This is a genomic window from Dyadobacter bucti (genome assembly GCF_005869225.1).
In the GTDB taxonomy this organism is placed as follows: Bacteria; Bacteroidota; Bacteroidia; order Cytophagales; family Spirosomataceae; genus Dyadobacter; species Dyadobacter bucti.
In genome coordinates this window covers 208,654-220,067 of sequence record NZ_SWFP01000005.1, presented here as the reverse complement: position 1 = coordinate 220,067, position 11,414 = coordinate 208,654, and the positions used below count along the sequence as shown (strand labels likewise).

The following is an 11,414-nucleotide window of genomic DNA, read 5'->3' as shown; positions in this document are numbered from 1 at the left end:
CCCTTCCAACGCTACCTCTAACCGGAGAAATAGAAACTAAGGCATTACTTAAAAAACTAAGCACAGCCAGGGCCGCCTTGGCGGGATTAAATGGTATTGCAGAATGTATTCTAATGAACGCATTATCATCAACACTCTTGCATTGCAAGAAGCCAAGGATAGTTCGGCAATAGAAAACATTGTTACTACACACGATGAACTATATAGTAGTGATAGTCAAACACATCAATTTGTCAGCCTTGCAGCCAAGGAAGTATATAATTATTCTCACGCACTCCTGGAAGGATATTACCAAGTAAAGCAAAGCGGTCTACTGACCAGCAACAATATTATTGCTTTGCAAGCCCTACTTGAAGAAAATGATGCCGGTTTTAGAAAAGTACCGGGACTGTACTGAAAAATGAGCAAACAGGTGAAACTGTATACATGCCACCCCGAGACCATGCAAACATCGTTTCTCTAATGAGCAATTTAAAACATTTTATAAATGATGCTTCCGTTTCTGATATTGACCCAGTCATTAAGATGGCCATAATTCATCATCAATTTGAAAGTATTCACACATTTTACGATGGCAACGGTCGAACGGGAAGGATTATAAACATACTATACTTGGTGAAAGAAGGCTTGCTCAAATTACCAATCCTGTACCTAAGTCGTTTTATCAATCAAAACAAAGCGGCTTATTATAATCTGTTACAGCAAACGCGACAGACCGGGCAATGGGAGTCTTGGATTCTGTACATTCTCCATGCTGTCGAGCAAACAGCTCTGCAAACATCCGATATGATCAGAGGAATTAAGATATTGATGACCAGTCACAAACAAAAAATCAGAACTGAGCTACCCAAGGTTTACAGCCAAGATCTGATCAATAGCCTATTCCGACACCACTACACCAAAATAGAATATGTGAAGGTTGATTTGAACGTTGCCCGCAAAACGGCAGCCCGATATTTGGATTTACTCTGTGATATTAATCTTCTCCGTAAGAAAAGACTAGGTAAAGAGAATTACTATTTCAATGATGACCTTATTTCTCTGCTGGTAAACGTTGGAAGCCTTAAAAAGCAAGAGCAAGATGCAGTAGTCATTCGGACAACACATAGTTGATTAGGATATGAATCACAACATTTGCAATTGATTCGCCTGTCATTATCGTCTCTGTGCCGAAAGCTCGATATTTTGGATTAACATTCCCTGAGTAAAATCGTCACTACGAACGAAAAGCTCACATTTAAAAACGACCTTTTCGCTGGTCATCAAAATCATAGCATTTTCTTCTAACACATCTTGTAAACAGTCATTCTGAAGAAGTGTTATACCATTTTTCAGCCCGGTTGCCACTAAAAAGTGATTATCCCTTTGTAGGTTGGATATAGCAATAGCGGGAGTGTAGTACATTGCTTCCTTCAAATCTTTCGCAAGTTCACGTTGTAATTCAAATTTCGGTGCAATCCAAAGACCGTCTTGCTTGAAGATCTTTAGATCAACACTAAAATTGATTGAAGTATTTGACTTGTTGATTATCGTTACATCAATATGATCAAACTGAGGAAGCTCTTTACTTGGTTTGACGCTACAAATAACCTCGATGTCTGCCTTCCGATCTTTTCTTTGCCATTTTGCCGCATAAATTCGGTCTAGATGGGCCCTCACAATTTTTGTCGTTGCCGAACCTTTTCTAATAAACCCGTCTCCCGGCCTGAACTTTACTTTGCTCGTTTGGCCGTCAATAATCTCTTTTGTGAACAGATAAGGTCTGTCCTTGTTCCCGAAAATTCTGATAAAGGCAAGATCATATCCCGAATACTCCACCCGCTTTATTTCAAACTGTAAGTCTGGCTCGATATTATCATTGATATACTTTTGAAAATTTGACTCGTCTGGCAGGTTACCAATTGATCGGAAGCCACAAGCCAATCCGTCCTTTTCTACAACCCCCAATATGATGTATTTGTCCTCGTCTAAAAGTACATTCGCCATCGCCGACAGGTCTTTTAGAAATTCCGATTTTTTCTCCGTCCCAAGGGAGTAAGGCTCCAACTTAAAATCGAGCAAAGAACCTTCTGCCTCATGTTCGATTAGATATTTAATTTTTTCTGCTGACATTGGGAATTAGCATGAAAGAAGGTATTGACAAAGTGACTTTTACACGCAATGAACAGCAATATCGCATTTCCTTCAACAAATTGATTTCACATTATAGCAAAACCGCATATCCGCTTGCCTTATTACGGATAACTTTCACCAGATATTCAGCTTGTTACCAATAATGTTGTAGTAGTATTGTAGTAATAAAAAAGGCAGTTACAACTTTCGTCATAACTGCCTGATATTCTGTGGTGATGGACGGAATCGAACCGCCGACACAAGGATTTTCAGTCCTTTGCTCTACCGACTGAGCTACATCACCGCTTTCAGTTGGCCCCGTTTGGGACTGCAAAAATAGAAGTCTGGTTTTGCTTTACAAATTATTCTGTAAAAAATTTCTAAATTAATTCTCCGAAGATCGTTATCCCCCTCATTTTCTTAACATTATCTTTTACCCACATATTTTTTATTCTTCCAGCGATTGCTCCATGGTACGTTTTTCTCATATTTGTTTAAGTATGCAAGCATACCATTTGGGTGAATAAGGTCAAATTTGTACTTACTATGGCATTGATCCAGCAAATTATTTTTATCGCCGCCCTGGGTACGGTCGCCTGGCTCGTTGTACGCAGGATTAGAATTATCAGCGCAATAATCAGACTTGGACGTGCCGAGGATCGCAATGATCAGCCTGCGAAAAGATGGGCGGTCATGTTTCGTGTTGCGCTAGGCCAGAAAAAGATGTTCGACAGACCTTTGATCGGTTTTCTCCATTTTGCTGTCTATGCTGGTTTTATTCTGATCAACATTGAAGTACTGGAAATCACGCTGGATGGTCTGCTGGGAAAGCACCGGTTGTTTGCTCCATTTTTAGGTTCTTTTTATCCATTCCTCCTCGGCTTTTTTGAATTTCTCGCTATCAGTGTGTTGCTGGCATGTACGATATTTCTGATCCGGAGGAGCATACTCAAAGTGGAACGTCTGCAACCTTCCCGCCACCGTGAAATGAGTGGCTGGCCGCAACTGGACGGTAAACTGATCCTGGTTTTTGAAATTGTGCTGATGATTGCGATTCTGACGATGAATGCTGCCGACAGTGTTTTGCAGGATCTGGGAAGTGAACACTATACAAGAACAGGGGACTTTTTTTTCAGTCAGTTCCTAAAACCCGTGTTTGAAGGGTGGAATGAAAACTCCCTGATTATATACGAGCGGTTTGCCTGGTGGCTCCATATTCTGGGCATCTTCGTTTTTGCCGTTTATCTGACTTATTCGAAACATCTCCATATAGTTCTGGCGTTTCCCAATACCTATTTTTCGAGGCTGATCCCGAAGGGCAAAATGCACAACATGCCCGAAATTACCAATGAAGTGAAAATGATGCTGGGTCTGGAAACTTCTCAAACGGGTGAGGTAGCAGCTGTTCCGGAACGGTTCGGGGCAAAAGATGTGCAGGACCTGAGCTGGAAAAACCTCATGGATGCGTACTCCTGCACGGAATGTGGACGGTGCACGGCAGCCTGTCCTGCAAATATGACGGGCAAAAAGTTATCGCCGCGAAAAATAATGATGGATACCCGTGACCGCCTTGAGGATGTTGGTAAAAATATGCTGGCCAATGGTGGTGAGTTCGCCGATGACGGAAAAAGTCTGATGGGTGATTATATCCTCAACGAGGAAATTCTGGCGTGCACCTCTTGCAATGCCTGTGTGCAGGAATGCCCGGTGCTCATCAACCCACTGGATATCATTCTTCAGCTTCGCCGGTACAAGATCATGGACGAAGCGCAGGCACCCGGATCATGGAATATGATGTTTCAAAATCTGGATACAAACCAGGCGCCCTGGAAATTTTCGCCAGGCGACAGGTTTAATTGGGCTAACGAGCTGAGACAAGAACAACCATAAAAACTATGAGCGATCAAATATACAAGGTGCCGACAATGGCGGAACTCGCTGCAAAAAACGAATCTCCCGAGGTGTTGTTCTGGGTGGGCTGTGCAGGTTCTTTTGACGACCGCTATAAAAAGGTAACTGTTGCTTTTGTAAAAATACTGAACAAGGCTGGGATCAAATTTGCGGTTTTAGGAACAGAAGAAAGCTGTACCGGCGATCCGGCGCGGCGGGCGGGCAACGAATTTACTTTTCAGATGCTGGCCATGTCCAATATACAGGTGCTGAATATGTATGGTGTCAAGAAAATCGTAACGGCCTGTCCGCATTGTTTTAATACTTTAAAAAATGAATACCCTGAGCTGGGAGGACATTATGAGGTGGTCCACCATTCTGAATTTTTGCAGGGGCTTATCAATGAAGACCGGGTGCGTGTTGAAGGCGGTGAGACATTCAAAGGCAGGAGAATAACATTTCATGATTCGTGTTATCTGGGCCGGGCCAATGATGTTTACGAAGCTCCGCGGAAGGTTCTGGAAGCATTGGATGCAGACCTGGTCGAAATGAAACGGTGCCGGACAAAAGGGCTTTGTTGCGGAGCGGGAGGCGGGCAGATGTTCAAGGAACCGGAAGCGGGGAAGAAAGATGTCAACATCGAAAGGGTCGAGGAAGCATTGGGTACAGGTGCCGATACGATTGCTGTCGCTTGCCCGTTCTGTATGGTAATGATGACCGATGGCGTTAAAAACAAGGAAAAAGAGGATTCCGTTAAAGTTTACGATCTGGCGGAACTGATCGCCCGGGCCGAAGGGTTATAATTTCATTGCTATGCTTTTTAATATTTTTCTTTAAGCATTTACACTTTTCAGCTATGTACATCCCATTTAGTGATATCGATTTCGAGTCCCGCGTCTGGGTATATCAGGCCAACAGAAAACTCACGAACGAAGAGGCGGGCATCATTACAGAGACCCTGAAGGCTTCCCTGGATCATTGGGAAGCGCACGGAAAACCGCTTACAGCATCCGGGAAAATCTTTGAACACCGGTTTGTTGTGATCGCTGTTGACGAGCGTGACGAGCTGCCAAGCGGCTGCTCCATCGACAAGTCTGTCCACTGGCTGCAGGAAATCGGTCAACGCATGAACATCGATTTTTTTGACCGCTCACTGGCTTATCTGGATGCCAACGACGAAGTACAAACGATTCCTGTTCCTAAAATAAAGCAGGCTGTTGCCGATGAAGTTATTGAGCCTTCGACGATCATTTTCGATCACCAGGTCACTACAAAGGCGCAGTGGATGACAAGGTGGAAAATTCCGGCTTCAAATTCGTGGCTGAACCGATATTTCTCGCAGCAAACCAGCTTATAGATTTTAAAAGTTAGTTTTGTAAATCAAATATCCGTTTAGATAATGAAGTTCTTCTGGCCAGTCGCTGTTTTTTGCTTTTGTATAACATTATCAGCATGTGACGACAATGTGGTTTACAAAGCGCACGAGGACATCAAAGACGGGCTTTGGTATATAAAAGATAAACCTGCTTTTAAGGTCGAAATAAAGGATACCGTGCAGCTATACAATGTGTATTATCTGCTGAGGAATACGCTGCAGTACCCTTATTATAACCTGTATCTTTCAAGAAACCTTACCGGGCCCGATCAAAACGTGGTTTCCAATGCAATGGAAGAGCTTCGCCTGTCGGACGAAACGACCGGGAAACCCTATGGTAAGGGCCTGGGTGACCTTTTTGATCATAAAATCCAATTCCTTAAGAACTACCGTTTTGAAAAATCCGGTACTTATACCTTTACAATCTCTCAGTCCATGCGCCAGAATCCGCTCCCGTTTGTGGTCAGTGTGGGGCTCAGTGTGGAAAAAGTAAAAAACGCCGGCAATTAACCCTCCGGACTAACCGCCGGTAACTGACCTCCCGGCCCATCGGGCTTTTTACGCGGTTTGTTACGATATTTCCGGTAGGGCTTTTTCTTAAATTCCCTGGTTTCCTGTTCCTCCTTCCGCATTTCTGCCTGCTCTTCTGCCACTTCATGGACAGGCTCTCCGAGTAAAAACCCAAAAGGTTCAAGGCTCGGTATGGCATCAAAAATGACTTTCAGAATTGCAGTAACCGGCAAGGCGAGGATCAAGCCGGCCAAACCCCACAACTGACCTCCCAAAAACAAGGCAACAATCGCGGCCAAAGGGTTTACACTCACTTTTGAACCTACAATGTTTGGGGTAATAAAATTTCCTTCCAGAAACTGCACAAAACTCATCACCCCTATCACGCCCACCGCATACCAGGGAGAATCCATGGTCACAACGCTCAGCAATGCAGGGAGCACCGAGCCGATCAGAATCCCGATATAGGGGATCAGGATCAGAAATCCAGCCAGAAATCCAAAGAAAATAGCATGCGGTATACCCAGAATCAATAATCCGATGCTATTCAGGACGCCAACGATCAGTATCACAAGAAAGAGGCCTGAAAGATAACTTTTGATTACCTCATATATCTTTTTTAAAAGAAGGTTTAATTGATCATTCGGAACGCTTTTGAATGCTTTGTGAATAAATCTCCTGAAAAAATGACGGTATAGCAGGAGAAAGAAAATATAGAGTGGGATCAGGATAAAGGTCGAAATTGCGCCTGTAGTAGTAACAAGTGTGTTCAATAAAACCGCCCTTCCTTCGCTCAATGCGTTAATCATATATTTTTTCGCCTCACTGACCTGCTGGCTGCGGCTGATGTTGAGATACCTCTCACCCATGGTAAGCGTCTGGTCAAGGATCGTCTCCGCTTTTTCAGTTATCCTGGGAAGCTCTTCTGCAAACGAACCTATCTGTATTGAAACAACATAAATTAGTACGACCAGTACCACAAACAACGCAAGTATGCTCAGTAATATGGCCCCGATACGCGGCACCCGGTGACGTTCGAGCCAGGTACAGACAGGGTGCAAAAGAATGGCCAGCAAAACAGAGAATGCCAGCGGAATTATTGTTTCCCTGAGAACGAAAAGTATGTAAACTGTGGCGATAACTGCTACGAGTATGCTGGCGAGTTTCAGGTAAATAGGCGTTTCTCTATCTTTGTTGGGAAGAGGACGTAAAGTTGGGTTCATGAATAAGTTGATGTTTCTTTGGTTTGCCGTCAAAACCACGTTTTGTACCTGTCAGCCTGATCACAGGATCAATGACTTTGAAAAAATACGGTCTCACTACAAAATTAGCAAAATAGGCAAGCTTCCCGCGGTGGTGAACGAAAGTTCGGGACTGGCAAGAAGTAAAAAGGCAGGTTCTTTCCTGACCCATAACGACAGTGGGGGCAAACCGGAATTATATGAATTTGATATCAACGGTAAGCTTCTGTCGACAGAAAGGATTCCGGATGCTAAAAACAGGGACTGGGAAGACCTTGCGGAAGATGAAAACGGCACAATTTACATCGGAGATTTCGGCAATAACAGCAACCAGAGAAACGACCTGGCAATTTACAAACACAAGCCAGGTAGCCCGCTAACCGAAAAAATATCATTTTCTTACCAAAACCAAAGCATTAACCCCTCTTCCTCCAAAAGCCCTGCATTCAATTGCGAAGCTTTTTTTTATCATAAAAATCAACTTTATCTTTTTTCAAAAGAGTACGACAAAAACGGTTCCGTAAAATTATACTCGCTTCCCGTCCAGCCCGGAAAGTACAGCTTATCGCCCATGGACAGTATCCGCATCAGTTCGCCGGTAACCGCTGCCGATATCAGTCCCGACGGAAAGACTTTTGTATTGCTGACTTACGGAAAGATCCTGCTATTTGAGGTGAGCGCCGGTAAGATTGATTTCAGTAGACCAAAAGGATGTTTCCGGTTTGTGAAGAAGCAGGCCGAGGCGATTTTGTTTTTGAACAATACTGATATGCTGGTTACCAACGAACAAGGTGATATGTACCGGATTACTTATCGCTGATATTATGTTTATGTTAACAATAGCATTAAACATGTAATCTGAACGACACATCTGCTAATTTCGAACTGCGTTTTAATTATAAAAACAATGAGCACCGTTAAATCTGCATCGTCAGTCCCCAAGGTATTAGTAGTTGATGATGATTCTGATATTGTTGAACTCCTCGAATATAATTTAACCAAGGAAGGTTATTCTGTTCTCACTGCCTCAAATGGCAGAAAGGCGATCGAAATCGCTAAAAGCTTTATCCCTGATCTGATCCTTCTTGATATCATGATGCCTCAGCTTGACGGCATCGAAACCGGCCGGATCCTGCGCCAGAACCAGGATATCAGAAATACATACATTCTTTTTCTTACGGCCCGTTCGGAGGAATATTCCGAAGTGGCTGCCTTTGATGTGGGTGCCGACGATTACATTACCAAGCCTATCAAACCACGTGCTTTGATGAGCCGTATCAATGCACTTTTTCGCAGAGAGGCGCAAAAAGCAGATTCCGGCGATCAGATCGACATTCTTGATCTCTCTATCAACCGCAAAAATTACACAGTTACACAGGGCGGAGAAAAGGCAATTGTTTTACCTAAAAAAGAATTTGAACTGCTTTTCTTTCTGGCACAAACACCTAACAAGGTTTTTAACCGGGACGAATTGCTGCAAAAAATATGGGGCGCCGACATTTACGTCCTTGAAAGAACTGTCGATGTCCATATCCGCAAACTGAGGGAAAAACTGGGAGACAGCTACATTAAAACACTCAAAGGAGTAGGTTACATGTTCAGCAACGAAAAAGAATAACCGTTACTTTTCGACGTCCAGGGACTTATCCTTTTTCTTTCTACGGAAGGCCAGCTTTATATTCACCTCGCCGTTTTCGTCAATAGCCCGAAGGAAAATATTGGAACCATTTTTCTTTTCTGCATTATTTGGATCCAGGACGTAAGTCGAATCTCTTTTCTTAAGGTTACTGAGCGGGATCTGGATATTGATATCTGTTTTCGTCCCGAAGCTGTAAATACCATCGATATAAAGCGTCACAACATTGGATTCTATTTCCATAGGCGCAATTTCAATTTCCTGTCCGTTTAGCCTGAAATCGTTTCTGATCGGGGCGAACTGCACTTGCTCGAAGTTCCGCTTTTTAAAAATGAGCTTTTTCATCTTCATAAAAGGCTCAAAATTAATAATCTGCGCATTTGTAAGATTTATGCTCAATAGTCCTTTCATCGAAGCAGGGATCAGTTTTACATTGTTATTCAACCTCGATTCAAAGTTGAAATCAGTGTTCAGAATACCTTTCAGGTTTTCATGCGTAAGTGTTTTTTGGCTAAAATTGTCGAAGGAATAGAAAACAGAATGTACATCCGCATTAGAGATTTTTCCGCGTAAGGAAACCCGGGGAAGCCGTCCGCTTTCGGAATTATCCATTTCACCTGCTATTTTCACATTTCCGCCCCCAAATGCTTTCATTGTAAAGTATTCAATGCTGACCGCGTTGTTGCGGATCGTAAATTCTCCTTTTACATCTCTGGCCGTAAAATGCCTGTACAGGAGTTTTTTAGAATCCAGTTTGGCAACAATTTCCATTTTATCAATGGCATCGTCCAACAATTCCGAGAGCTTTACTTTTTTCTTTTTGTTGGAAACCGTCTTTGTTCTAGCCGCCAGCAAAGTTTCAAGCCAGTTGAGCTGCCAGGACGGGATACGGATGTCTACATGTGCCTGCAGGGTCTTGGGCGACCCGAACAGGTAAGGAATCAGATCCAGGATCGTCCCCTTCACATACAGATCATTCTGCCCGTCGAAGAACTTGAGATTGGGGAATACCACCACTTTCTCGTTGAAGGTAAAATCTCCGTTAATCCTTTTCAAATGTACCTGCCGCGGCAAATAATCCATGGATATGTTTTTAATCGAAACCCTGCCCGACAGCTTTCCGTTAAAACGATCTCTATTGGCGTCATAAAATCTCTTAAGGCTGCCGTTGAAGGCGAAATCGATGGTCGCCTTTCCTGTTTTGAAGTTATAACGTGTCGGGTCGAGCGCCTGGGCAAGGTTTGTAGAGTCTGCCACGACTTTGCCTGTGATATTGGCTTTGGGATCAAAAAAATCAGTGACGGTCAGTTTCAGATTAAAAGGAACCGATTCGAAAGCGCCTTTCACGTCAGGAGCCGTAAACCGCGAGTTCCGTATGCCGGGAATCTGAGTGGTGTCGGCCTGGTTCGTAAAAGTCCCTTCCGCCAACATGTTTCGCAATACACCTACCGGTAATGCATATTCAAAAGTATCTGTTTTGAAATGAACGTCCGTTCTGGGTTGCTGCCCGGATAGTTGCCCTGCTACCTTTACTTCGGTGTCCACACGGGTCTGAATTCCGATAGAATCTATCTTCCTCCGCAATTTTTCGTTTAAGAGCGGCAAAGCATCTTTTACAGCGATTTTTTTAGCCTGAAAATTCAGCTTGAAAAGTTTGACAGTGTCAGAAAAATCAAATTCCCCGTCGATGCCAATTTTATCATGTGTTGCACTTTCCAGAACCGAAGGATAAATTTTCAGCTTTTTATTGTCCGGGTCATAGGAGAGTGATAATGCCAGGTCTGTTTCCTGATTAATCAAAAACCCGCCCTTTTCCGGCTTAAAAGTCAACCCGTTAAAAAACACCGAGCCTGTAAAACTGGCATTCGTTGCCGAATCGGTCCGGACGACAAGATTCGTCGCATCATGGAAAAGTGCTCCGTACGACTTTCCGGAAATCGAGTCTGCATAGCTTACGCCAAAATTAACAAACCTGATATTCCCCAGTCTATCGATCAGACTGTCATCCGTCTTAGAAGATTTATCCTTTTTATCTTTCTCACCTGATTTGAAAATAGAAAGATTGGAATATCCCTCGCAATTGACGAACAGGGTCAGGTTTCCATTTTGCAGTACAAGATTTTTTATCCTGAAATTTCCTTTATAAAACCCTTCCAGATCCAACGCAACGTGAATCAGCCCGGCTTCCAGGAAAGGCTTCTGATGAACGTTGTAGAGACTATCCGTTAGTTTGACGTTCGATAGCGTAAAATTAAGCCCGAATCCACCGTTAAACGGCCGGAATTTGAAGTCACCGATTTCGAGGTTCCCATTCAGGTTTTCATTTACAGCCTCCTGTACGCTGCGGAATATTTTTTCCTTATTCCGGTACACCCATATCTCAACTGCTCCAAAAAGAAAAATTGCGCACAATGCCAGTACACCGAAGATTTTTAAAATTTTTGCGAACATGATGAAGGTTTTTGAGCTCTTTCCGAAGGAGAAAAATTTGAAAAATATAATTTCCCGCCTCAAGATAACGAAGACATTAATAATGTGCCAGAAATACACACTAAGAACCAACGAACTTATCTTAATGGTTTCACCTTGGCTATTCCCGGCAAAATATACTAGTTTTGCGCACTCTTTTGTGATACAGAGAATTGCCTAT

11 protein-coding genes and 1 tRNA gene are annotated in these 11,414 nt (G+C 43.2%); 8 read left to right on the top strand and 4 right to left on the bottom strand.

The features are described from left to right. Positions 1-103 precede the first annotated feature (103 nt). Positions 104-397 carry a Fic/DOC family N-terminal domain-containing protein gene (locus FBF61_RS35110; protein ID WP_229215103.1) on the top strand — a complete coding sequence of 98 codons (294 nt, stop codon included), beginning with the start codon at positions 104-106 and terminating at the stop codon, positions 395-397. A gap of 29 nt (positions 398-426) precedes the next feature. Continuing rightward, positions 427-1,113 carry a Fic family protein gene (locus tag FBF61_RS35105; RefSeq protein ID WP_374756622.1) on the top strand — a complete coding sequence of 229 codons (687 nt, stop codon included), beginning with the start codon at positions 427-429 and terminating at the stop codon, positions 1,111-1,113. A gap of 42 nt (positions 1,114-1,155) precedes the next feature. Here FBF61_RS35105 and FBF61_RS17675 read toward each other — a convergent pair whose 3' ends face one another. Further along, complete coding sequence (locus FBF61_RS17675; RefSeq protein ID WP_138479654.1) at positions 1,156-2,112, bottom strand: AlbA family DNA-binding domain-containing protein; 957 nt, start codon at positions 2,110-2,112, stop codon at positions 1,156-1,158. 231 nt (positions 2,113-2,343) lie between these two features. Then, a tRNA-Phe gene (locus tag FBF61_RS17670) sits at positions 2,344-2,416 on the bottom strand. 242 nt (positions 2,417-2,658) lie between these two features. Between FBF61_RS17670 and FBF61_RS17665 the strand changes: the two genes are divergently transcribed. From FBF61_RS17665 to FBF61_RS17650, 4 genes are read left to right on the top strand one after another with little or no spacing between them, the layout of a single operon-like run. Further along, positions 2,659-4,002 carry a 4Fe-4S dicluster domain-containing protein gene (locus FBF61_RS17665; protein ID WP_138479653.1) on the top strand — a complete coding sequence of 448 codons (1,344 nt, stop codon included), beginning with the start codon at positions 2,659-2,661 and terminating at the stop codon, positions 4,000-4,002. A 5-nt stretch (positions 4,003-4,007) separates the two neighbouring features. After that, positions 4,008-4,805: a (Fe-S)-binding protein gene (locus FBF61_RS17660; protein WP_138479651.1), complete on the top strand. Its 798-nt coding sequence runs from the start codon at positions 4,008-4,010 to the stop codon at positions 4,803-4,805. Positions 4,806-4,858: 53 nt separating this feature from the next. Then, the gene (locus FBF61_RS17655) at positions 4,859-5,359 is read left to right on the top strand and encodes a hypothetical protein (RefSeq protein WP_138479648.1); all 501 of its coding nucleotides are present in this window, start codon (positions 4,859-4,861) and stop codon (positions 5,357-5,359) included. Positions 5,360-5,401: 42 nt separating this feature from the next. Next, positions 5,402-5,887, top strand: a complete 486-nt coding sequence (locus tag FBF61_RS17650) for a gliding motility lipoprotein GldH (protein WP_138479646.1) — start codon at positions 5,402-5,404, stop codon at positions 5,885-5,887. Here FBF61_RS17650 and FBF61_RS17645 read toward each other — a convergent pair. Further along, positions 5,884-7,110, bottom strand: coding sequence for an AI-2E family transporter (locus tag FBF61_RS17645; protein WP_229215101.1), 1,227 nt, complete (start codon positions 7,108-7,110; stop codon positions 5,884-5,886). The genes FBF61_RS17650 and FBF61_RS17645 overlap by 4 nt on opposite strands. On the opposite strand from FBF61_RS17645, the gene FBF61_RS17640 reads away from it, so the two are divergent. Both FBF61_RS17640 and FBF61_RS17635 read left to right on the top strand, forming a co-directional pair. Further along, a complete protein-coding gene (locus FBF61_RS17640) occupies positions 7,109-7,948 on the top strand; it encodes a YjiK family protein (protein WP_138479644.1) in 840 nt (279 codons plus the stop codon). The two genes, FBF61_RS17645 and FBF61_RS17640, sit on opposite strands and share 2 nt — an antisense overlap. 87 nt (positions 7,949-8,035) lie before the next feature. Further along, complete coding sequence (locus tag FBF61_RS17635; protein ID WP_138479642.1) at positions 8,036-8,746, top strand: response regulator transcription factor; 711 nt, start codon at positions 8,036-8,038, stop codon at positions 8,744-8,746. A gap of 3 nt (positions 8,747-8,749) precedes the next feature. On the opposite strand, the gene FBF61_RS17630 is transcribed toward FBF61_RS17635, so the two are convergent. Beyond that, complete coding sequence (locus FBF61_RS17630; RefSeq protein WP_138479640.1) at positions 8,750-11,215, bottom strand: AsmA family protein; 2,466 nt, start codon at positions 11,213-11,215, stop codon at positions 8,750-8,752. Positions 11,216-11,414: the final 199 nt, after the last annotated feature.

Excerpts from the sequence above, each read along its gene's own strand:
- FBF61_RS35110 (WP_229215103.1), top strand. The coding sequence starts at position 104 with ATGTATTCTAATGAACGCATTATCATCAACACTCTTGCATTGCAAGAA.
- FBF61_RS35105 (WP_374756622.1), top strand. The coding sequence starts at position 427 with ATGCCACCCCGAGACCATGCAAACATCGTTTCTCTAATGAGCAATTTA.
- FBF61_RS17675 (WP_138479654.1), bottom strand. The coding sequence starts at position 2,112 with ATGTCAGCAGAAAAAATTAAATATCTAATCGAACATGAGGCAGAAGGT.
- FBF61_RS17665 (WP_138479653.1), top strand. The coding sequence starts at position 2,659 with ATGGCATTGATCCAGCAAATTATTTTTATCGCCGCCCTGGGTACGGTC.
- FBF61_RS17660 (WP_138479651.1), top strand. The coding sequence starts at position 4,008 with ATGAGCGATCAAATATACAAGGTGCCGACAATGGCGGAACTCGCTGCA.
- FBF61_RS17655 (WP_138479648.1), top strand. The coding sequence starts at position 4,859 with ATGTACATCCCATTTAGTGATATCGATTTCGAGTCCCGCGTCTGGGTA.
- FBF61_RS17650 (WP_138479646.1), top strand. The coding sequence starts at position 5,402 with ATGAAGTTCTTCTGGCCAGTCGCTGTTTTTTGCTTTTGTATAACATTA.
- FBF61_RS17640 (WP_138479644.1), top strand. The coding sequence starts at position 7,109 with ATGAATAAGTTGATGTTTCTTTGGTTTGCCGTCAAAACCACGTTTTGT.
- FBF61_RS17645 (WP_229215101.1), bottom strand. The coding sequence starts at position 7,110 with ATGAACCCAACTTTACGTCCTCTTCCCAACAAAGATAGAGAAACGCCT.
- FBF61_RS17635 (WP_138479642.1), top strand. The coding sequence starts at position 8,036 with ATGAGCACCGTTAAATCTGCATCGTCAGTCCCCAAGGTATTAGTAGTT.
- FBF61_RS17630 (WP_138479640.1), bottom strand. The coding sequence starts at position 11,215 with ATGTTCGCAAAAATTTTAAAAATCTTCGGTGTACTGGCATTGTGCGCA.